The organism is Pseudomonas sp. P1_F7 (assembly GCF_056405655.1).
In genome coordinates, this window is the sequence record NZ_JBFUBR010000004.1 from 243454 (window position 1) to 265580 (window position 22127).

At 60.0% G+C, this 22127-nt stretch carries 14 protein-coding genes; 6 read left to right on the forward strand and 8 right to left on the reverse strand.

Annotation, left to right across the window (positions count from 1 at the left end):
- Positions 1–213 precede the first annotated feature (213 nt).
- Positions 214–4857, forward strand: coding sequence for a hypothetical protein (locus AC1D1M_RS07380; protein ID WP_477775116.1), 4644 nt, complete (start codon positions 214–216; stop codon positions 4855–4857).
- Between the two features lie 11 nt (positions 4858–4868).
- Here AC1D1M_RS07380 and AC1D1M_RS07385 read toward each other — a convergent pair whose 3' ends face one another.
- The 5 genes from AC1D1M_RS07385 to AC1D1M_RS07405 all read right to left on the reverse strand — a co-directional run bounded on the left by AC1D1M_RS07385 (position 4869) and on the right by AC1D1M_RS07405 (position 9198).
- Positions 4869–6686 carry an ABC transporter ATP-binding protein gene (locus AC1D1M_RS07385; RefSeq protein WP_477775117.1) on the reverse strand — a complete coding sequence of 606 codons (1818 nt, stop codon included), beginning with the start codon at positions 6684–6686 and terminating at the stop codon, positions 4869–4871.
- Entirely contained in the window at positions 6679–7314 is a 636-nt protein-coding gene (locus AC1D1M_RS07390; protein ID WP_477775118.1) for a DsbA family protein, read from the reverse strand. The genes AC1D1M_RS07385 and AC1D1M_RS07390 overlap by 8 nt, the downstream gene beginning before the upstream one ends.
- A 3-nt stretch (positions 7315–7317) precedes the next feature.
- Positions 7318–8259, reverse strand: coding sequence for an oxygen-dependent tRNA uridine(34) hydroxylase TrhO (gene trhO, locus AC1D1M_RS07395; RefSeq protein WP_477775119.1), 942 nt, complete (start codon positions 8257–8259; stop codon positions 7318–7320).
- A gap of 102 nt (positions 8260–8361) precedes the next feature.
- Entirely contained in the window at positions 8362–8661 is a 300-nt protein-coding gene (locus AC1D1M_RS07400) for a BolA family protein (protein ID WP_090457159.1), read from the reverse strand.
- A gap of 12 nt (positions 8662–8673) precedes the next feature.
- Complete coding sequence (locus tag AC1D1M_RS07405) at positions 8674–9198, reverse strand: DUF2059 domain-containing protein (protein WP_007997268.1); 525 nt, start codon at positions 9196–9198, stop codon at positions 8674–8676.
- A gap of 191 nt (positions 9199–9389) precedes the next feature.
- Between AC1D1M_RS07405 and AC1D1M_RS07410 the strand changes: the two genes are divergently transcribed.
- A complete protein-coding gene (locus tag AC1D1M_RS07410; protein ID WP_477775120.1) occupies positions 9390–10784 on the forward strand; it encodes a class II fumarate hydratase in 1395 nt (464 codons plus the stop codon).
- Between the two features lie 97 nt (positions 10785–10881).
- On the opposite strand, the gene AC1D1M_RS07415 is transcribed toward AC1D1M_RS07410, so the two are convergent.
- The 3 genes from AC1D1M_RS07415 to pap all read right to left on the reverse strand — a co-directional run bounded on the left by AC1D1M_RS07415 (position 10882) and on the right by pap (position 14890).
- Complete coding sequence (locus AC1D1M_RS07415) at positions 10882–11835, reverse strand: DMT family transporter (protein WP_477775121.1); 954 nt, start codon at positions 11833–11835, stop codon at positions 10882–10884.
- A gap of 244 nt (positions 11836–12079) precedes the next feature.
- Complete coding sequence (locus tag AC1D1M_RS07420; RefSeq protein ID WP_477775122.1) at positions 12080–13264, reverse strand: thiolase family protein; 1185 nt, start codon at positions 13262–13264, stop codon at positions 12080–12082.
- 102 nt (positions 13265–13366) lie between these two features.
- Entirely contained in the window at positions 13367–14890 is a 1524-nt protein-coding gene (pap, locus tag AC1D1M_RS07425; RefSeq protein ID WP_477775123.1) for a polyphosphate:AMP phosphotransferase, read from the reverse strand.
- A gap of 152 nt (positions 14891–15042) precedes the next feature.
- On the opposite strand from pap, the gene mnmC reads away from it, so the two are divergent.
- The 4 genes from mnmC (at position 15043) to AC1D1M_RS07445 (ending at position 22046) form a co-directional block, all read left to right on the forward strand.
- Positions 15043–17022 (forward strand): bifunctional tRNA (5-methylaminomethyl-2-thiouridine)(34)-methyltransferase MnmC2/FAD-dependent 5-carboxymethylaminomethyl-2-thiouridine(34) oxidoreductase MnmC1, encoded by a 1980-nt coding sequence (mnmC, locus tag AC1D1M_RS07430; protein ID WP_477775124.1) that lies wholly within the window; start codon positions 15043–15045, stop codon positions 17020–17022.
- Between the two features lie 170 nt (positions 17023–17192).
- Positions 17193–18965: an N-acetylglutaminylglutamine amidotransferase gene (locus AC1D1M_RS07435; RefSeq protein ID WP_477775125.1), complete on the forward strand. Its 1773-nt coding sequence runs from the start codon at positions 17193–17195 to the stop codon at positions 18963–18965.
- A gap of 3 nt (positions 18966–18968) precedes the next feature.
- Complete coding sequence (ngg, locus tag AC1D1M_RS07440) at positions 18969–20717, forward strand: N-acetylglutaminylglutamine synthetase (RefSeq protein WP_477775126.1); 1749 nt, start codon at positions 18969–18971, stop codon at positions 20715–20717.
- A 138-nt stretch (positions 20718–20855) separates the two neighbouring features.
- The gene (locus AC1D1M_RS07445; protein ID WP_477775127.1) at positions 20856–22046 is read left to right on the forward strand and encodes an osmoprotectant NAGGN system M42 family peptidase; all 1191 of its coding nucleotides are present in this window, start codon (positions 20856–20858) and stop codon (positions 22044–22046) included.
- The last annotated feature ends 81 nt before the right edge of the window (positions 22047–22127 follow it).

Consider the following 22127-nt stretch of genomic DNA (forward strand, 5'->3'; position numbering starts at 1 on the left):
ACTGCCGCCCACCGTGAGTGGCGTTCTTTAAGCAACGCCAGCGCCGTACCGCCCCAGCCATAGACCTTGTACAGAAATCGACTTCTTCAAAAACGCTGCATTAACTATGTACCGCACAGCCTGTGCCATGAACCGTTGTAATCGGCGGCGAAACGCCAACGCTCGTTCAATCGAGCGAAGGCCAACCGACGCAACGAAAAGAGAAGCAGGCTTATGCAAATTACCCCTTTAACTAGCACATCAACTGAAACTTCAAATTCAGCCACGGCCACGGCGCAGATCTATCAGAGCCAACTGGACGACTATGAATTATTGCTGTCTTTCCTACGCGCAGAAGTCGGCTCTATCTCTCATTTCGCGCAAACACTGCTCAGACCCCGCACGCTCTCGCCGCTGGATCAAGAAAATGAAGCCGGTCAAACCGCTTTGCAAGACTTGATGAAAGACAACGAGTACCAAGCGCTGTGTAGAAGTAAAAACGTGTCCCCTCATTATTTGATTGTCACTGCAATAAACGGAACCTACGTCTACGAGACGTCGAATCGCGATGACCAGAACAAAGTAGCTCTGGCATTGACCGGATCTGAAAAATGGACAGAACTTAAAGCCCGCATCGAAAAAGCGGCCAAGTTGCTGAGCGGGCAGATCCGCTACGACCGCCTTATCAGCCTTCCCAGAATGGCCACTTTTTACGGTCTTGCCCCCTGGGATCCGACCAATACGACTGAACACCAAGCCGCCATCAATGCCCTTGAGGAAAAAATCGCAAGCTATCGTCTGAAACTGGAAGACGACTTCAACATTGTCGACTTGAAGCGCCCTCCCAGCGAAAAAGATCGCAAAGTGTTTAAAGCTGTCCAGGCAGCTTCATCCGATCCTTCCAGTGTCACTATGCAGAAAGTGCAAGAGCAGATCATCGGTGCGGAAACGATCGAAGCGATAAGAGCGTTTCTGCCCGAGGCCGGCATTTCTCCATTCACCCATCTGGCCAATGACATTCTTATGTCGGCTACCGTTGAACAAATCCGCACTACTCCTACCGTTTTTCTTGAAAAGATCCTGCAAAACCCTGAAGCCGAGAGACTGGCAACCAGCTTACTGTCGACCTTGAATTGGTATGGAGGAACAACTGGCGAAGAAACGTCGCCGCACATCCGTATCAAAGTCATAGCCAATGCATTGCAAATATGGTCTGAGGCACCGAGCCGAAACCCGGAAGAGGTTGCCGGTTTCGATTGGCAGGCGCGTTCGCACTGGGGCAAAAGTTATCAGACCATTCGGAGCGAATTCGAAGCCCATCTACTCTCGTCAAAACGGGCCGCGTCGGAAAAAGAAGCGATTGTTATGGCCCGATTATTTCTGCGCCAGTTTACGGTCGAGTTCCGTGTCGCCGATATTCCGACCGCGCTTCCATACAGGAGCTCACTTGTTTGGGTGAATTTCCTGAATGGCGTGAACCTGATAAACGCTACCGACCCTGGGGCGTTGTGCAGAATGACCTTTCAGCAATTGGTTAACCTGGCCCTCGATCGGGCCGAGGGAGAGACAGACGAGCAACTGAAAGAAGTAAGCCTGGCAAGGCTGCTGCCAACACTGGACTGGGCAGTGACCCAAGGCATCATCCTGGCTAAACGTCGTGAGGATTACACAGAGTCCGAGATCGAACTGGCGCTATCGGAGCTCGATAAACACACCAAAGCGCTCAGCACTGCCATCACCCGAATCAACGAAATCCCGCCCAACCGACTTTTAATGGCTAAAACGGTAGCGGAAGAGTTCTTTGGAAAACGCTTTGTCGCTGAAAACAGGAAGCTGGCGAGGAAAGAACGCGAGATCATCCGATGGAATAGCGTTCCGACCCTCCCTGGCAAGGAGTACGACCACTATTCGCTCATCGACATCCTCGCTTCAGATGAATTCGACGAGCAGACACGGTGGTATTACACGCTGACTAATGGCGCCGTCAGTCGATACTATTTCAGGATCGACAGTGACCGAGAGGTAACGTCGCCCTTTTATTGGGAGACATCAGGGATACCGGCGGTATATGGCACCTTGCCAGAAGTCAAATCAATGTTCTATCACGGCTTCCAGGATTACCTTGAACGACAGACAACCGCTTACAAAACGCTGATTCGCAGTCAACTGGCCTCACTCCCATTCGAGGATCGCCAGGCCATTGAATGGGGTGAACTCAAAATCCATAGTCTGAGAAAGGAAACCAGCGGTGTAGAAGCCCAAAACGAAACACCTGAAATAATCCTGCCGCTACGAGCCCGTAATGGCCTGATTTTGCAGACGACCTACGCTGATGAAACAAGAACTTACGAACTGCTACCCCGAGCAGGGCTGATACGCTGCGTAGAAACCCTCGACTCGGAACAATTCGGGGGTGCCAAAAAAACCGAGAAGTGGCGGATGAGAAATGGGACCGTTTCAGTTTCGGTGTTGCGCAACCAGACATTACCCTTTGACTGGGATGCTCATTCGACCGGGAGCGCACCCAAAGCAGGAGCGGTCTGTGAGGCAATCATCGAACAGCTAGGTGATTCGTTCACCGCACCTTCCAACGATGTACAAGCCGCAAACAGTGCTCCACTGACACTTTCCTCACCCCGTTGCCTGGCAATCAGTCATTTCATTGCCAGCCAGCTGTTGTTTGTGGACCCCAAACAGCTTTACAAGGACTGCGCCGGGCAGACCGCATTCGAACGCGAAAGGGCCAAAAAAGATAAAATCCTAGACGTTATCAAAATCTTCGTGCCGTTCTGGAAAAGTATCGAAGATCTGGCCTCAGGCGAAAAGACGCGCCTTATCGATGGCGTGTTCGGGGTATTCGTCGACGTATTGTCATTTGCACAACCGATCGGCAAGTTTGCTTCGGGCTCCACGAAACTAATCAGCAATGCTGGCCGACTGACCTTACGCGCCAGACTTCCGGCATTTAAATTGCTGACCAAAGAGTTTTTGGTTTTGAGCTTGCAGGCACTGAACCCGCTTGACGGCATCGGAGCGCTGCTCAAGGCATTGGGATCAAAAGGGCTGAACATCGGCAGAGCCGGTATTTTTCGCATCAAGGAACTGGCGGACAGAGCCGGTCATTATGATTTCTCCCGCAGCCTGCCACAGATCACTGGTGCGGGTCGCTGGAAGCCTTTGGTTAACGGTGACCAGTTAGCGTCTCTGAGAGGTTTGGACGATGTGCCAGTACGTAACCTGTCGTCCTCAGGCAAGGCCCAGCGTTACCTGGTCGACCCATTGTCGTCCAAGCCCTATGGCCCCTTACTGCCCACCCGCTCAAGTGAGCTTGCGCTGGGGCGATCTCACTACACCACCCTGGAAAAAACCAACAATAACGTCATTGTCGAGCTCGCTGACAACAGTTCCGTACGTGAAGTGCTTGAAGTCGATGGCCGGACGACGCTCTTCATTGACGACCAGCCTTACCGACTGAAGGACGATGTGTTACGACGCGCCGACCTGATGGACCTGGAGGACAGCTACAAGGCGGCTCCTTGCAGAATCCGTCGCATGCCCGGTTCCGCGCTGTGTAAAACCAGCTATGTCCTTCGCGACCCTGCCCCCACACCTGACATCGGCAGTTTTGATACTGCCAAGGGTTGGGCGCCCTGGTTCGGCGACATAAGTTATCTGCCTGCTACCAACAGGGCTGCGATGCGAGTGAGCGCGCTTCGCACGCACTCAACCCTACAGGGCACGATGGAGTTTCAAAAAGGTATTTATGGGCGGGTCATGGTCAGTGTCCACGTTCCGGGGCAGGAGCTCGTCGATAACTTCCACGTCGGCAGCATCATTGTCGAAGCAGCAGACGGCTCAAAACACTACGTTTTCACGCGGTTGAACGCCGGGGACTTTTACGTTGCCGAGCGCGCACCTGGACAAAGCGTGCACGACATCCTGACGTTCAAGAAAGCCGGCACCCTTCCCGATGAACTGAAAAACGAGCTATTGGTGGTGTACACCGGCTCTCTGAATGCCAACAACATGGTCAGAATCCATGGCCAGGTGTCGGTAGAGCGAGCATTGAAAGCAATGGATGACATTGCGATCCCGATCGGCGGCCATGCCAATCCGCCCGAAACACTCAAATGGCTCAAGGTTGATACCAGCCCGGGCGAAGCGGCTTTGTTCGATCACTCCACACGAATGATCATTCGGTCTTCCTCCGACGGTGCTGCAACCTGGTCGCTGTCCAAGGCTGCCCCCGACAATGCCCGTGAAACGACTGCGGAAATTTTCAACAACCTGTTCGGAAAAGAGGTCATCACCGTCGCATCGTCGACGCAGGCGGGGCCCAAGGCATTAAAAATCGATGACACGATGATGCAACTGCAACGCCTCATCAGCCGGAAAACACGACGTCCCCTGCACAACCCCCGGAACATCGCGTTCGCCGAAATCAAGACCAAGGCCGGGGGGCACGAGGTGTATGTCAGCGTTTCCGGCAACCAGGGTGATACTGGTTTCCTGCCATTGTTTGCCCAAAACAGACATACGAATGAGGTCAAAGTCGGCAGCACCAGCTACTTCAATATCGATCATAAAGTCCGCTTCCCGCAGACCGCACTTGAGGTATCGCCCCAAGGCAAGTTGCAAGCGATCCCGCACACTATCGACAACATTGAAACCTACACGCCTGCACTCACGTCTCGTCCCACCTCGCTGGACACCGAGAGCAAACTCATCAGTGTCATCCGAGGCAAATACCCGGACCCCAGGGACCTGGACTCCATCACGATCGCCACCACCCTGGCACCGTGCGACTCGTGCTCGGTCGTGATGAAGCAGTTCGGCTATGACGGCAGCGCCAATGCACTGGAGGTGATCTGGAGGTAATTGCTTGCTGGTCAGTGCTGCTGCAAATGCCCATACAGCTTGGCGTATAACCCACCCTCGGCGATCAGTTGCTGGTGGTCGCCGTCCTCGGCAATTTGCCCGCCGTCGAACACCAGCACGCGGTCAGCCTGTTTTACCGCCGAAAGGCGGTGGGCAATGATCAACGTGGTGCGGTTGCTCAGAAACCGCGCCAGTGCCTGGTGCAGGTTGTATTCGGTGGCGGCATCCAGCGCGGAGGTGGCTTCGTCGAGGATCACCACTTTGGGCTCCGCCAGCACCATCCGGGCGATGGCCAGGCGTTGGCGCTGCCCACCGGACAAACGCACGCCTGAGCGCCCGACGATGCTGTCCAGGCCATTGGGCAAATCCCGGACCGTGCCGTGCAACTGGGCGATTTCCAGTGCCTGCCAGCAAGCCTCGTCACTGCGCTCACGGCCCATGGTCAGATTGGCCCGAATGGTGTCGTTGAACAGCGCCGGATGCTGCAGGACCACGGCAACATTTTCCCGCACGGTTTCCAGGCCGATCTCTTGCTGGGTCGAACCGCCGAAGCGAATGGTTCCGGCCAACGGCGTGTACAAGCCCAGCAGCAGTTGCACCAGCGTGCTCTTGCCGCCGCCACTGGCGCCGACGATCGCGACCTTTTCGCCGGGGGCGATGGACAGGTTCATCTGGTTCAGGACCAGTTCATCGCCGTAACCGAAGCTCAGCCCTTGTACTTCCAGCCCGACCGTCTCGCGCCCCATGAACGGGTCGACCCCACCAGGGTATTCAGGCTCATCGGCTCGGGACAGCAGCTCATTGATCCGCGACAGCGCACCGCCGGCAGCGTAGTAGGCATATTGCAGATTCAGCAACTGTTCGACCGGACCGATCATGAACCACAGGTAGCTGAACACCGCGAGCATCTGGCCGATGGACAGGTCTGAGAACAACACCGTGAGCATCGCCGCTGCCCGGAAAATATCGATGCCGAACTGAAACAGCAAACCGCTGGCCCGGTTCGACGCATCGGTTTTCCATTGCGAATTCACCGCATAGTCACGCACGTCCCGGGCGCGCTGCCCCAAGCGACCGAGGAAAAACCCCTGGCGGTTGCCGGCGCGAACTTCCTGGATCGCATCCAGCGTTTCGGTCAGCGCCTGGGTAAAGCGTGAAGTGCTGTCGTTCTCGAGCTTCTTCAGGTGCTTGACCCGCTTGCCCAACTGCACCGTGGCGTAGATCACCAGCGGGTTGAACAGCAGAATCAGCAATGCCAGCTTCCAGTGCATCCACATCAGAATGCCCGCTGTGCCGACCAGGGTAAGCATGGCCACGAGGAAACGGCTGAGGGTTTCACCGACGAACTTGTCCAGTGTGTCCAGGTCGGTGACCAGATGCGTGGTCACTGTGCCGCTGCCCAGGCTTTCGTATTCACCCAGCGAGATACGCTTGAGCCGTTCGATCAGGCGTATGCGAATGCGATAGACGATGTCCTTGGCCAGCCCGGCGAACAATTTCGCCTGCACCACGTTGAACATCAACGCCGCGCACCGCAGGGTCAGGGTCACCAGCAGCATCAGGCCGATGTAGCCTGCGGCTTTCTGCCAGCCTTCGGGCAGCGCGTGGTTCATGATCTTCAGCGCGGCATCGCCGTGGCCCAGCAGCACTTCGTCCACCAGCAACGGCAGGAGCAAGGGAATCGGCACGCTGCATAAGGTCGCCAGCACGGCCACACCGTTGGCGATCCACAGGGATTTCTTGTGATGCAGGGCCAGGCGACGGATTTCCGCCCAGCTCAGACGGTCGACACGTTTAGCGGGTGCGACATCATCAGGCAGGTCATGCACAGGCAGCACGCTCCAGCCAGCGGCCGAGCAGCGCGGACAACTCGCTCAACGGCTGATAGCCATTGGTCAACAACGCCAGTTGGCCGTTACGCTCGGCCAACAGAGTGGGGAAACCGGCAATGCCCAGGTCCTGGACCCAGGTGAAATCGGCTTCAGTCGCAGTGTGCATGTCGGCACGGTCGAAAGCGGCGGCGAACTCGATGCGCGGCACGCCGGCCTGCTCGGCCAGTTCCACCAGCACACTGGCGCGGGTGACGTCCCGGCCTTCGACATAAAACGCACGCTGGATCAACCCGAGCAGCTTCCAGGCGCAATCCGGCGCCAGTCCGCGCGCCGTCACCAGTGCCCGGCAGGCAGGCTCGGTGTCGTAGACAAAGCCATCGGGTAATGCGCCCTCGAACTTGAAGGGCTGGCCGGTGGCCTCGGTGACCGCCTGCCAGTGTTCAAGGATGTAGCGTCGGGTGGTCGGCTCCAGCGCCGCACCGCTACCGGTGCGCAAACCACCCACGATCAAGTGCACATCCACACCCGCGGCTTGCGCCTGCTCGACCAGTGCGTTGGCCACCGGGGCAAACCCCCAGCACCAGGAACACATCGGGTCCATCACATAGAGCAGGCGCGCAGACATGGTTCAGGCCTCGGAAGATGCTTGCTTGTAGTTGAAGCCGATCGGGTGAGGCTGGTTACGAGCCTTGGCCAGTTCGATCTGCTTCTGCCGGTCGATCGCGCTGCGACGGGTCTTCTCACTCAGCTTATCCCAGCAATGCGGGCAACTGATGCCGGCCACATAATGCTCGGACGCGCGGTCTTCGACGCTGACTGGCGTGCGGCAGGCATGACATTGATCGTAGTCACCTTCGCTCAGGTCGTGACGAACGGTCACGCGGTTATCGAACACGAAGCAGTCGCCCTGCCACCTGGTTTCTTCCTGCGGCACCTCTTCGAGGTACTTCAGGATGCCGCCCTTGAGGTGGTAGACCTCATCGAAACCTTCGCTGAGCATGTAGCTCGATGCCTTCTCGCAACGGATACCGCCGGTGCAGAACATCGCGACCTTCTTGTGCACGGCCGGGTCGAAGTTGGCTTTGATGTAGTCGGGAAATTCGCGAAAACTGGTGGTTTTCGGGTCGATGGCGCCTTCGAAGGTACCGATCGAGACTTCGTAATCGTTACGGGTGTCGATCAACAGCACTTGCGGGTCGCTGATCAGCGCGTTCCAGTCCTGCGGATCAACGTAGGTGCCGACCTTTTTGTTCGGGTCCACGCCTTCCACGCCGAGGGTGACGATTTCTTTCTTGAGTTTGACTTTGGTGCGGTAGAACGGCTGCTCGTCGCAGTACGACTCTTTATGGTCGATGTCATCCATGCGCGGGTCGTTCTTGAGCCAGGCCATAAGCCCGTCGATACCTTCGCGGCTGCCGGACACGGTGCCGTTGATGCCTTCTTCGGCAATCAGCAGGGTGCCTTTGATGCCGTTGTCGACCATCGCTTGCAGCAGGGGCTCGCGCAGGGCGACGTAATCTTCCAGGGTGACGAACTTATACAGTGCCGCCACGACAATCTGTTGTGTCATGGGTAAATCTCCAGGTGGCTACCCTCGTAAGGGGTGAACCGGATGCGAAAAAAAACGCGCCGAGTGAGCGGCGCGTTGGGCATTCTAACAAAAAACCGCTGTTTAGTGCTTGCTGCCGCCGGCACAGGTTGGCGAAGCCGGAGCCGCGTCGATCTGTGCCCATTCCTCTGGCGTGTAGGTATGCAGCGCCAACGCATGGAACTCGCCCATCAGCTCGCCGAGCGTGCCGTAGACCTTCTGGTGGCGCTTGACCCGGTTCAGGCCTTCGAACTGCGTACTGACCACCACAGCCTTGAAATGGGTTTGCAGCCCGCGGCTGTGCATGTGGCTTTCATCCAGCACTTGCAGATGCTCGGGCTGAAGCAGGCCCAACGTCGATTCGATGCGTTGTTGCATGGTCATACCGAACTCCGCTTAAGGCTTTTTCTTGGCTGGAGCGGCCGCGTCTTTCGGCGTCAGCTCGGCGGTCATGTCAGCCAACAGTTTGTTGACCACCGGCACCGCGCTTTCCAGCTTGGCCTGGGTCATCTGGGCCGATTGTTGAGTCAGCTGAGGCATTTTTTCCAGGACTTTCTTGCCCAGTGGCGACTGGTAGAACGCAACCAGGTCCTTGAGCTCGGATTCGGTGAAGTTGGTGGTGTAGAGCTTGACCATGTCCGGTTTCAGCTTGTTCCAGCCAATGGCCTGGTCCAGAGCGGCGTTGGCCTTGGCCTGGTAGGTTTCCAGCACGGCTTTTTTCGACTCAGGGGCTTTGGTCTGTTCGAAACGCTGGGCAAACATCTGCTGTACTTGCATGTACACCGGGGTGCCCAGTTTGTCAGCGTGCGCCATGGTCAGGAAAGCCTCGGCACTGGCGTTATGGCTGGCGGTGTCGGCAAGAACCTGGCCGCTGGCGCAGACCAAAGCAACGGCGGTACAGATGGCACGAAGACGAGTCATCGAGTTTCCTTTTCTAGCTGGCGAGGTAAAACCCCAAGGGCGTCCATTCTGCGCCTAAAAAAGTGTGTCGCTCAACCCCAAGCCTTGTCGCACCTGATTTAGAGGGGTTGAATGGTCAAATTCAGACTGATGGAACCACGGCCGTCGATCACGGCCTAAACTGCGCAATCGGACCTACAGGAGTGAGCAAGATGAGCCGTATCGAAACCGACAGCCTCGGCCAGGTTGAAGTCCCGGATGAAGCCTATTGGGGCGCTCAGACGCAACGCTCCCTGATCAACTTCGCCATCGGCAACGAACGCATGCCGCTGGCTGTGTTGCATGCTCTGGCGCTGATCAAGAAAGCCGCGGCACGGGTCAATGATCGCAACGGCGACGTACCCGCCGATATCGCCCGCCTGATCGAGCAGGCAGCCGACGAAGTGCTCGCCGGCAACCACGACGACCAGTTTCCGCTGGTGGTCTGGCAAACCGGCAGCGGCACCCAGAGCAACATGAACGTCAACGAAGTGATCGCCGGTCGCGCCAATGAACTGGCCGGCAACCCCCGTGGCGGCAAGTCCCCGGTACACCCCAACGATCACGTCAATCGCTCCCAGAGCTCCAACGACTGTTTCCCCACCGCCATGCACATCGCAGCCGTCCAGGCGGTGCAACAGCACTTGCTGCCGGCGATCAGCGAACTGTCCGGCGGGCTGGCCGAGCTGGCCGCCCGCCATATGAAGCTGGTCAAGACTGGCCGAACCCACATGATGGATGCGACACCGATCAGCTTCGGCCAGGAAATCTCGGCCTTCATCGCGCAACTCGATTACGCCGAGCGAGCGATCCGCAGCGCACTGCCCGCGGTCTGCGAACTGGCCCAGGGCGGAACGGCCGTCGGCACCGGGCTCAATTCACCCCACGGCTTCGGTGAGGCCATCGCCGCAGAATTGGCCGCCCTCTCCGGGTTGCCGTTTATCACCGCGCCGAACAAGTTCGCCGCACTGGCCGGTCATGAGCCGCTGACCACGCTGTCCGGCGCGCTGAAAACCCTCGCCGTGACGCTGATGAAAATCGCCAACGATCTGCGCCTGCTGGGTTCCGGTCCGCGCGCCGGCTTTGCCGAAGTCAAGCTGCCGGCCAATGAACCGGGGAGTTCGATCATGCCGGGCAAGGTCAACCCGACCCAGTGCGAAGCGCTGTCGATGCTGGCCTGCCAGGTGCTGGGCAACGACGTCGCCATCGGCTTTGCAGCCAGTCAGGGCCACTTGCAGCTGAACGTGTTCAAGCCGGTGATCATCCACAACCTGCTGCAATCGATCCGTTTGCTGGGTGATGGCTGCAGCAACTTCCAGCAGCATTGCGTGGCCGGTTTGGAGCCGGATGCGGAAAAAATGGCTGAACACCTGGAGCGTGGCCTGATGCTGGTGACGGCGCTCAACCTGCACATTGGCTATGACAAATCGGCGGAGATCGCCAAGAAGGCCTACAGCGAAGGGCTGACCTTGCGTGAGGCTGCTTTGCAGCTCGGGTATCTGACTGACGAAGAGTTCGATGCGTGGGTAAGGCCGGAGAACATGCTGGAGGCTGGGGCCAAGGGCTGAGATTTGCAGTGAAGCGAAAAGATCGCAGCCTGCGGCAGCTCCTACGGGAATACGCGTTTACATGTAGGAGCTGCCGCAGGCTGCGATCTTTTGATCTTCAGGCCACCCGCATCTTCCTTGCCTTGAGCCCGGCAATCAGCGAAGGCCCCAACGCCACCAGCGCCGACCCCAGCACCACCAGCACCGCACCGCCATAACCCAAACCATTGATCGTCTCGGCATGCACATAGTCGGGCCACAACCATGCCGCCATGGCAACCGCGGCAAAGGTCACCAGCGGCGTGATGGCCAGCGTCGCGCTGACCCGGGAGGCTTCCCAATGGGCCAGGGCCTCGGCAAACGCGCCATAGGCAATCAGGGTGTTGAGGCAGCAGGCCAGCAGCAACCAACCTTGCAACGGGTTCAATTGCAACGCTTCGAGCGGATGCACCCAAGGCGTTAACAGCAGCGCGCAAAACAGGTAGATCACCATCATCACCTGCAGCGAATTCCACACCGTCAGCAATTGCTTCTGCCCCAGGGCATAGAAGGTCCAGACCGTGGACGCCAACAGCACCAGCAGCACGCCGGCGGTGTAGTCGGTCAGCGACGTGAGCAGCTCACTCAAGCGCTGGTTGAAAAACAGCGCAAAGCCGATCAGCAGCACCAGCAGACCAATCCCCTGCCCCAGGCTGAAACGTTCCTTGAACACAAACAGACTGGCGATCAGCAGCATGATCGGGCCCATCTGCACCACCAGTTGCGCGGTGCCGGGGCTGAGCAGGTTCAGGCCCATCAGATACAACACATAGTTGCCGACCAGGCCGAGCACCGCCATCAGCACCAGCCAGCTGCCACGAGGACCGAGCACTTTGCGGCTGGGCAGACGCCTGGTGGCCGCCAGGTAAATGAACAGGCAGCCGCCGGACACCATCAGGCGAAACCAGGTCACCGTCACCGGGTCCATCACCAGCAATACCTGCTTGAGCTTGATCGGCAGGATTCCCCACAGCAACGCGGTCAATAAGGCCAGGAACAGACCGTAACCCCAGCGACCCGATGAAATGTGCATGTGAACCCCAACGCCAACTGACAGGAGTCGTCATTCTAGGCCTGCAGCGGTGGCGTACACAGGCACAGTTTCGGTCTGGCCGCGAATGAAACTGTGCGGGTCGCAATACCGTGGCGCGCCCATCGCGAGCAAGCTCGCTCCCACAGGTTTTGTGGCGTACACAAGATTAGTGATCGCAGCGGAACACTGTGGGAGCGAGCTTGCTCGCGATGGCTATCTTACTGACAACGAGAAATATCGAGGCTTACCGCACCGCTTCAAACAGCCCGGTTGCCCCCATCCCGCCACCCACGCACATGGTGACGATGCCGTAACGCAGATTGCGTCGCTGCAATTCACGAACGAGATGCCCGACCTGGCGCGAGCCGGTCATGCCGAACGGGTGGCCAATGGAGATCGAACCGCCATTGACGTTGTACTTGTCGTTATCGATTTCAAGGCGATTACGCGCATACAGGCACTGCGAGGCGAACGCTTCGTTGAGTTCCCACAGGTCGATGTCGTCAATCCGCAAGCCTTTGGCCTTGAGCAGTTTCGGTACCGAAAACACCGGGCCGATGCCCATCTCGTCCGGCGCGCAACCGGCCACGGTAAAACCGCGGAAGAACGCTTTCGGCTTGAGCCCCAGTTCCAGCGCTTTTTCCAGGCTCATCACCAAGGTCATGGACGCGCCGTCCGACAGCTGCGACGAGTTGCCGGCCGTGACCGAGCCATCTTCGGCGAACACCGGTTTCAACCCGGCCAGGCTTTCCAGGGTGGTATCCGGGCGGTTGCAGTCATCACGATCAACGACACCGTCGAGGATCTGTGCTTGACCGGTGGCCTTGTCTTCGACGCGGTACTTCACCGCCATCGGCACGATTTCATCAGCGAACAGCCCGGCGGCCTGAGCCTCTGCGGTACGCTGCTGGCTTTGCAGGGAGTACAAATCCTGCTCTTGGCGACTGACGTTGTACCGACGCGCAACGATTTCAGCAGTCTGGCCCATCGGGAAGTAGATGCCCGGCACCTGTTCCTTGAGCAGCGGGTTGATCAGGTTGTCGGTATTGACACTTTTCATGGTCAGGCTGATGGATTCGACGCCGCCGGCGACGATGATATCGCTGCAACCCGAAGCGATCTGGTTGGCGGCGATAGCGATCGCCTGCAAGCCCGAGGAACAGAACCGATTGAGGGTCATGCCGGCGGTACCGATGCCCAGACGCGACAACACCGCGACGTTGCGACCGATATTGAAACCCTGGGCGCCTTCGTTGGAGCCGGCGCCGACGATGCAGTCCTCGACGCTCGCCGGATCGATACCGGAGCGCGCCAACAGCGCATCGACACAGTGTGCCGCCATGTCGTCCGGGCGGGTCATGTTGAATTTACCGCGAAAGGATTTAGCCAGGCCGGTCCGCACGCTGTCGACGATCACCACTTCACGCATGACATACCTCATTGTTGTTATCGGTTGAGAGTGGACCGAGCATAAGTCCAGCTCTTCACCGACCGCGACAATCATTCACCTCGCGTATGCGTAACCATCGCTTCAATCCTTGTCCTTACGCTTCTTGTTCTCATGCCGGTCGGATTTTTCGAAAGCCTCCTCCAGTGCCCGATTGATGGTGCGCAAGACTTTGACCCGAGCCCAGCGCTTGTCGTTGGCTTCCACCAGGGTCCATGGCGCAATTTCGGTGCTGGTACGGTCGACCATGTCGCCGACCGCCGCGCGATAGTCATCCCATTTTTCACGGTTGCGCCAATCGTCTTCGGTGATCTTGAAGCGTTTGAAAGGAATCTTTTCGCGCTCCTCAAAGCGCTCCAGTTGCGTCTGTTTGTCGATGGACAGCCAGAACTTCACCACGATCACACCTGCATCGGTAACCTGTTCCTCGAAATCGTTGATCTCGCTGTAAGCGCGCAACCAGTCTGCCGGGCTGCAAAAACCTTCGATGCGCTCCACCAACACCCGGCCATACCAGGAGCGGTCAAACACGGTGAACTTGCCCCGGGCCGGAAGGTGCCGCCAGAAGCGCCACAGATACGGTTGCGCCCGTTCTTCTTCGGTGGGCGCGGCAATCGGCACGATGCTGTACTGGCGCGGATCAAGCGCTGCCGCTACCCGGCGGATCGCCCCGCCCTTGCCTGCCGCGTCGTTGCCCTCGAACACCGCCACCAGCGAATGGCGGCGCATGCGTTTGTCACGCATCAACCCGGAAAACCGCGCCTGCTCGGTGATCAGCTGTTCTTCGTAATCATCCTTGTCCAGGTGCAGGGTCAGGTCCAGGCTGTCGAGCAGGTTCACTTGATCGACACTGGGGAACACTGGCGCGGCGCTGACCTTTTCAGGGTGGATCGTCGGCCGCTGCAATGCGCCGTGCAGCCCTTCCAGCAGAATCCGCCCCACAGCCAGACTCCGATAATGTGCATCCGCCCCGGCGATCACATGCCAGGGTGCATAGTCGCGGCTGGTGCGGCGCAGCACCCGCTCACCATACTTCACGAACCTGTCGTAGGTTTGCGACTGTTGCCAGTCCAGCGGGCTGATGCGCCAGCTGTGCAGCGGGTCGTCGGCCAACGCCTTGAGGCGTGCCTTCATTTGCTTCCTGGAGAGGTGAAACCAGAACTTGAAGATCAGCGCACCTTCATCGCACAGCATCTTTTCCAGGCGCTCGGCGGCATTGATCGCCTGGTCCAGTCGCGGATCCTTGAACTCGCCATGGACCCGTCCCTGCAACATCTGGCTGTACCAGTTGCCGAAGAAAATCCCCATGCGGCCCTTTGCCGGCAGCATCCGCCAGTACCGCCAGGCCGGCGGCCGCGCCAGCTCTTCGTCGGTTTGCTGATCGAACGTGCGAACCTCGATCAGGCGCGGGTCCATCCACTCGTTGAGCAACTTGATCGTCTCGCCCTTGCCCGCACCTTCGATGCCATTGATCAAAATGATCACCGGAAAGCGGCGTTGCTGCTGCAATTCGAATTGCGCTTCGAGCAACGCTTCGCGCAGGGCCGGGACTTCGGCGTCATAGGTGTCTTTGTCGATGGCGTGATCGATTTCGGCGGATTCAAACATGAGCGGCTCCCTTCCAGATTGAGCAAGACTAGCGGATTGAACTGAAGGCCAGCAGAGATTTTCCCGGTCTCGGCCAATGCATACCTTGCCACGGATCAAGCACCGCGCCGTCGATCGGCTAGAATGGCGGCCTTGCCGTTGCCGAGCCTGCCATGAAACCTGTATTGCCTCACGCCCAACTCGACTGGGACGGCCAAGGTCGCCCGTATTCGCGAGTGTTCGACGACGTGTATTTCTCCGATCAGTCAGGGCTGGATGAAACCCGCTATGTCTTTATCGAGCAGAACCGCTTGGCCGAACGCTTTGCGGCCTTGCCCGAGGGCGGGCGGCTGGTCATCGGTGAAACGGGGTTCGGCACCGGGCTGAATTTTCTGTGTGCCTGGCAGGTGTTCGAGCAACACGCCGCGGCCGGTGCGCGGCTGCATTTTGTCAGCGTCGAGAAGTACCCGCTGAGCCCCGACGACTTGCAACGGGCCCTGGCGCTGTGGCCGGAACTCAAGGTGTTTGCCGATCAACTGCTTGAGCAATACGTGGCCATCCATCAGGGCTTTCAGCGCCTGACGCTGGACCACGGCCGCGTGACCCTGACGCTGCTGATCGGCGATGCACTGGAGCAACTGCCGCAACTCGATGCCCGAATCGACGCCTGGTTCCTCGACGGTTTCGCTCCGGCGAAAAACCCCGACATGTGGACCGCCGAGCTGTTTGCCGAGCTCGCACGCCTGGCCGCCCCCGGTGCTTCCATCAGCACCTTCACCAGCACCGGTTGGGTGCGGCGACTGCTCAACGCCGCCGGCTTCAAGATGAAACGCACCCCCGGTATCGGCCATAAATGGGAAATCCTGCGCGGCGAGTTCCTCGGCTGGCCCCAGGACGTGCCCGCCCCGGCGCCCGACAAACCCTGGTTTGCCCGACCGGCACCGCCGAGCGGCGAACGCCGGGCGCTGGTAATCGGCGCAGGGCTGGCCGGTTGTGCCAGCGCCGCCAGTCTCGCTGCGCGGGGCTGGCAAGTGACTTTGCTGGAGCGCCACGACGACATCGCCCGGGAAGCCTCGGGCAACCCGCAGGGCGTGCTCTACCTGAAGTTATCCGCCCATGGCACGGCGCTGTCGCAAATGATCGTCAGCGGGTTCGGTTACACCCGACGCCTGCTCGAACACTTGCAACGGGGTCGCGACTGGGACGATTGCGGCGTGTTGCAACTGGCCTTCAATGCCAAGGAAGCCGAACGCCAGGCGCAATTGGCCGCGGCGTTTCCAGCGGACTTGCTGCACCTGCTGGATCAACCCGAGGCACAGGCCGTGGCAGGTATCGGGCTGGCACAGGGGGGGCTGTTCTATCCCGAAGGCGGCTGGGTTCACCCACCAGCGCTGTGCCAGTGGCAGGCTTCGCATCCACAGATTCAATTGCTCACCCATCACGATGCGCTGGAACTGCGCAAGGTCGAGGGCCGTTGGCAAGCCTGGGACGGTGAGCGTTTGCTTGCCAGCGCCCCCGTGGTGGTGCTCGCCGGTGCGGCGGAAATCCAGCGTTTCCCCGAGAGCGCCGAGTTGCCGCTCAAGCGCATTCGCGGACAAATCACCCGCCTGGCGCAAACCCCGCAAAGCCAGGCCCTGAGCACCGTGGTGTGCGCTGAAGGCTATGTCGCCCCTGCCCGTTTGGGCGAACACACCCTGGGGGCCAGTTTCGATTTCAAGAGCGATGACCTGGCGCCGACCACGGCAGAACACCTGGGCAACCTGGCCATGCTCGAAGAGATTTCCCACGATCTGGTCGAGCGGCTGGAGATCGAACGCCTCGACCCGGAGAACCTCCAGGGTCGCGCTGCATTTCGCTGCACCAGCCCCGACTACCTGCCAATCGTCGGCCCGTTAGCCGACACCCAGGCGTTCACTCAGGCGTATGCGGCGCTGGGCAAAGACGCCCGGCAGGTGCCGGACGTCGAATGCCCGTGGCTTGACGGTTTGTACATCAACAGCGGTCACGGCTCGCGCGGCCTGATCACCGCGCCGTTGTCCGGAGAACTGCTGGCAGCCTGGCTGGACAACGAACCGCTGCCGTTGCCCAGAAGCGTGGCCGAAGCCTGTCACCCCAACCGGTTTGCCCTGCGACGCCTGATCCGGGGCAAGTAGTCGATACAGCAGCCGAAGTCGCCCTCGCGGGGCGATTCGGCCGTGATTTGTCGCGCATATAACTCATCGATCTAAAACTCCCCTTACCGAGGAGGGTCACTTTCTGAGTACCCGCCGTTGCGGCGCGGTATCGATCGACCCTCCCCAACGGAAAAACCGGTAAGGAATTTATGTGCGGATTAGCTGGCGAGTTACGTTTTGATCAACAACCTGCAGACCTTGCAGCCATTGAACGAATCACCCATCACCTGGCCCCCCGCGGCCCCGACGCCTGGGGATTTCATAGCCAGGGGCCGGTTGCCCTGGGCCATCGGCGCCTGAAAATCATGGACCTGTCGGACGGCTCGGCGCAGCCGATGATCGATCCGCAACTGGGCTTGTCCCTGGCCTTCAACGGGGCGATCTACAACTTTCCGGAACTGCGCGCCGAGCTTGAAAGCCTGGGTTACGCCTTCTATTCCGGTGGCGACACCGAAGTGCTGCTCAAGGGCTATCACGCCTGGGGCGAAGCCTTGCTGCCAAAACTCAACGGCATGTTTGCCTTTGCCGTTTGGGAGCGCGATGCCCAACGCCTGTTCATCGCCCGCGACCGTCTCGGCGTGAAACCGCTGTACCTGTCGCGCACCGGCCAGCGCCTGCGCTTCGCCTCGGCGCTGCCGGCGTTGCTCAAGGGCGGCGACATCAACCCGATCCTCGATCCTGTGGCGCTCAATCACTATCTTAATTTCCACGCCGTGGTCCCGGCACCGCGCACCTTGCTGGCGGGCATTGAAAAACTGCCGCCGGCCACCTGGATGCGCATCGAGGCCGATGGCCGCACCGAACAGAAAACCTGGTGGGCCCTGCCCTACGGCCCACACGACGATGAGAAAAAACTGACCCTCGAAGACTGGCGCGACCGTGTGCTCGACAGCACCCGCGAAGCGGTAGCGATTCGTCAGCGTGCGGCGGTGGATGTTGGCGTGCTGCTGTCCGGTGGTGTCGATTCAAGCCTGCTGGTGGGCCTGTTGCGGGAAGTCGGCGTGGACAATCTGTCGACCTTCTCCATCGGCTTCCAGGATGCCGGCGGCGAGCGTGGGGACGAGTTCCAGTATTCGGACCTGATCGCCCGACACTACGGCACGCAGCACCATCAACTGCGCATCGACGAAAAGGAAATCATCGAACAGCTGCCCGCCGCGTTCCGCGCCATGAGCGAACCGATGGTCAGCCATGACTGCATCGCCTTCTACCTGTTGTCCCGGGAGGTGGCCAAACACTGCAAAGTCGTCCAGAGCGGCCAGGGTGCCGATGAACTGTTCGCCGGTTACCACTGGTATCCGCAAGTGGACGGCGCGAGTGATCCGTATGCCGCATACCGCGAAGCGTTTTTCGACCGCAGCTACGACGACTACGCCGCCACCGTGCAACCGAAATGGCTGACTGCGTATGACGCCGCCGGTGACTTCGTCAAAGCCCATTTCGCTCAGCCCGGTGCCGATGCGGCGGTGGACAAGGCCTTGCGTCTGGACAGCACGGTGATGCTGGTGGACGACCCGGTCAAACGCGTCGACAACATGACCATGGCCTGGGGCCTGGAAGCGCGCACGCCGTTTCTCGACTACCGCCTGGTGGAGCTGTCGGCACGAATTCCGGGGCGTTTCAAACTGCCGGACGGCGGCAAGCAAGTCTTGAAAGAAGCCGCGCGACAAGTGATTCCCAGTGAAGTGATCGACCGCAAGAAAGGTTACTTCCCGGTGCCGGGCCTCAAGCATTTGCAGGGCGATACGCTGGACTGGGTGCGCGAGTTGCTGCTCGATCCCAGCCAGGATCGCGGCCTGTTCAACCCCGCGATGCTCGACCGCCTGCTGACCGATCCACAAGGTCAATTGACGCCGTTGCGCGGCTCGAAGCTATGGCAACTGGCGGCCCTCAACCTGTGGCTCAGCGAACAAGGAATCTGACCGATGAAACCTCACGCCACGGCTATCAGCCAACGCCTGTTGCGCGGCCAGTCGCCTTCCTACGAACGCTTGCAGGCACGTCTGGCCGAGGATGGCAGTGAACTCGGCGGGGCGCCGATTGCCGTGCACTGCGGCTGGGGCCGCTTGCTGATCGGCCACACCTTTGCCGATGCCGCGAGCCTCGCCGGCGAGTTGCTCAACGAGCAGCCCGGCGAGCGGGACATTGCCCTGTACGTCGCCGCGCCTCAGCAAGTGCTGGGGCTGGAGCCGACGCAGCTGTTCCTGGATCCGTCCGACACCTTGCGCCTGTGGTTCAGCGATTACCGCCAGGCGACCCGGGTGTTTCGCGGTTTCCGTATTCGACGCGCGCAGAGCGATGCCGACTGGCAGGCGATCAATCATCTGTATCAGGCCCGCGGCATGCTGCCGATCGACGCCACCCTGCTCACTCCGCGTCACTTGGGCGGCCCGGTGTACTGGCTGGCCGAAGACGAGGACAGCGGCGCGGTCATCGGCAGTGTCATGGGCCTCAATCATGAAAAAGCCTTCAACGATCCGGAACACGGCTGCAGCCTGTGGTGCCTGGCGGTCGACCCGCATTGTGCGCGGCCGGGTGTCGGTGAAGTGCTGGTGCGGCATTTGATCGAACACTTCATGAGTCGCGGGCTCGCCTGCCTCGACCTGTCGGTGCTGCACGACAACCGCCAGGCGAAAAGCCTTTACGCCAAACTCGGTTTTCGCAACCTGTCGACCTTCGCCATCAAGCGCAAGAACGGCATCAATCAGCCGCTGTTTCTCGGACCCGGCCCGGAAGCCGCGTTCAACCCGTACGCGCGGATCATTGTCGAGGAAGCTCACCGTCGCGGCATCGACGTGCAAGTCGATGACGCCGACGCCGGGATGTTCACCCTCAGCCATGGCGGGCGCCGGGTACGTTGCCGTGAGTCCCTGAGCGACCTGACCAGCGCCATCAGCATGAGCCTGTGCCAGGACAAAAGCCTGACCCACAAAGTGCTCAAGGCTGCCGGCTTGAACCTGCCGGCGCAGCAACTGGTTGGTAACGCCGATGACAATCTGGCGTTCCTCGATGAGCACCGACGAGTGGTGGTCAAACCGCTGGACGGTGAACAGGGCCAGGGCGTGGCGGTCGACTTGCAGACCATCGAAGAGGTGCTGCACGCCATCGAGGCCGCCCGCCAATTTGACAGCCGCGTGCTGCTGGAAAGCTTCCACCAAGGCCTCGACCTGCGCATCCTGGTGATCGGTTTTGAAGTGGTCGCGGCCGCCATTCGCCGGCCGGCCGAGGTGGTGGGCGACGGCCAGCACTCCGTTGGCGCGCTGATCGAAGCCCAAAGTCGCAGACGTCAGACGGCCACAGCTGGCGAAAGCAAAATCCCCCTGGACCATGAAACCCAACGCACGCTGCAGGCCGCCGGTTATGACTACAACAGTATTCTGCCGGCCGGCGAGCATCTGTTCGTACGACGCACGGCGAACCTTCATACCGGCGGCGTGCTTGAAGACGTCACGGCGATCCTGCACCCGACGCTGGTGGACGCCGCCATCCGCGCGGCCCGGGTCCTGGACATTCCCATGGTCGGCCTCGACCTGATGGTGTCCGCCGCTGATCAGCCGGACTATGTATTTATCGAAGCCAATGAACGGGCCGGGCTGGCCAACCACGAACCGCAGCCCACGGCGGAGCGGTTTGTGGATTTGTTGTTTCCGCATAGTCAGCCGGTGGTCTCTTAGTTATGCGGTGCCAGCACTGACGCCATCGCGGGCAAGCCCGCTCCCACATTTGATCGCATTCCCCTGTAGGAGCGAGCTTGCTCCGGGCGGCGTTCCGACGATGGCGGCCGTACAGGCGATAACTCATCAGGAGTTTCCATGACCAGCAAAATCCCTGAACCGGACCTCGGTTACCTGCAAAAAGTCCTGCTGGAAATGCTCGCCATTCCCAGCCCCACCGGGTTCACCGACACCATCGTCCGCTACGTCGCCGAACGCCTTGAAGAACTGGGTATTCCCTTCGAACTGACCCGTCGCGGCACCATCCGCGCCACGCTCAAGGGCAGGAAAAACAGCCCCGACCGCGCCGTCTCCGCCCACCTGGACACCATCGGCGCCGCGGTGCGCGCGGTGAAAGACAACGGCCGCCTGACCCTCGCGCCGGTCGGCTGCTGGTCCAGCCGCTTTGCCGAAGGCAGCCGGGTCAGCCTGTTCACCGACAACGGCGTGATCCGCGGCAGCGTCTTGCCGCTGATGGCGTCCGGGCACGCGTTCAATACCGCCGTGGATGAAATGCCGATCAGTTGGGATCACATCGAGTTGCGCCTGGACGCCTACTGCGCCACCCGTGCCGACTGCGAGTCGCTGGGCATCAGCGTCGGCGATTTCGTCGCCTTCGACCCGTTGCCGGAGTTCACCGAAAGCGGCCACATCAGCGCCCGCCACCTCGATGACAAGGCCGGGGTGGCCGCACTGCTGGCGGCGCTCAAAGCCATCGTCGACAGTGGCGAAGACCTGATGATCGACTGCCATCCGCTGTTCACCATCACCGAGGAAACCGGCAGCGGCGCGGCGGCGGCGTTGCCCTGGGACGTCAGTGAATTCGTCGGCATCGACATCGCACCGGTCGCGCCCGGCCAACACTCCAGCGAGCACGCGGTGAGCATCGCCATGCAGGATTCCGGCGGACCGTATGACTATCACCTGTCGCGCCATCTCCTGCGCCTGGCCAGCGACAACGAGTTGCCGGCACGCCGCGACCTGTTCCGCTACTACTTCAGCGACGCCCATTCAGCGGTGACCGCCGGCCACGACATTCGCACCGCCCTGCTCGCCTTCGGCTGCGACGCCACCCACGGTTATGAGCGTACCCACATCGACAGCCTCGCCGCCCTGAGCCGTCTGCTCAGTGCGTACATCCTCAGCCCGCCGGTGTTTGCCAGCGATGCACAACCGGCCACGGGCTCACTGGACCGCTTCAGCCATCAACTCGAACACGACACCCAGATGGAAAGCGATACGCGGGTGCCGTCGGTGGACAGTCTGGTGGGGCAGCGGTCGGAGAACTGATCCGGTTTTTTTGTTGCTGGAGAGATCGCCATCGCGAGCAAGCTCGCTCCCACAGTTGATCGGTGGTGAACACAATTACCC

Excerpts from the sequence above, each read along its gene's own strand:
- trhO (WP_477775119.1), bottom strand. The coding sequence starts at position 8,259 with ATGACACAACAGATTGTCGTGGCGGCACTGTATAAGTTCGTCACCCTG.
- ngg (WP_477775126.1), top strand. The coding sequence starts at position 18,969 with ATGAAACCTCACGCCACGGCTATCAGCCAACGCCTGTTGCGCGGCCAG.
- AC1D1M_RS07420 (WP_477775122.1), bottom strand. The coding sequence starts at position 13,264 with ATGCGTGAAGTGGTGATCGTCGACAGCGTGCGGACCGGCCTGGCTAAA.
- AC1D1M_RS07445 (WP_477775127.1), top strand. The coding sequence starts at position 20,856 with ATGACCAGCAAAATCCCTGAACCGGACCTCGGTTACCTGCAAAAAGTC.
- AC1D1M_RS07390 (WP_477775118.1), bottom strand. The coding sequence starts at position 7,314 with ATGTCTGCGCGCCTGCTCTATGTGATGGACCCGATGTGTTCCTGGTGC.
- AC1D1M_RS07415 (WP_477775121.1), bottom strand. The coding sequence starts at position 11,835 with ATGCACATTTCATCGGGTCGCTGGGGTTACGGTCTGTTCCTGGCCTTA.
- AC1D1M_RS07405 (WP_007997268.1), bottom strand. The coding sequence starts at position 9,198 with ATGACTCGTCTTCGTGCCATCTGTACCGCCGTTGCTTTGGTCTGCGCC.
- AC1D1M_RS07410 (WP_477775120.1), top strand. The coding sequence starts at position 9,390 with ATGAGCCGTATCGAAACCGACAGCCTCGGCCAGGTTGAAGTCCCGGAT.
- AC1D1M_RS07400 (WP_090457159.1), bottom strand. The coding sequence starts at position 8,661 with ATGACCATGCAACAACGCATCGAATCGACGTTGGGCCTGCTTCAGCCC.
- AC1D1M_RS07380 (WP_477775116.1), top strand. The coding sequence starts at position 214 with ATGCAAATTACCCCTTTAACTAGCACATCAACTGAAACTTCAAATTCA.
- pap (WP_477775123.1), bottom strand. The coding sequence starts at position 14,890 with ATGTTTGAATCCGCCGAAATCGATCACGCCATCGACAAAGACACCTAT.
- AC1D1M_RS07435 (WP_477775125.1), top strand. The coding sequence starts at position 17,193 with ATGTGCGGATTAGCTGGCGAGTTACGTTTTGATCAACAACCTGCAGAC.
- mnmC (WP_477775124.1), top strand. The coding sequence starts at position 15,043 with ATGAAACCTGTATTGCCTCACGCCCAACTCGACTGGGACGGCCAAGGT.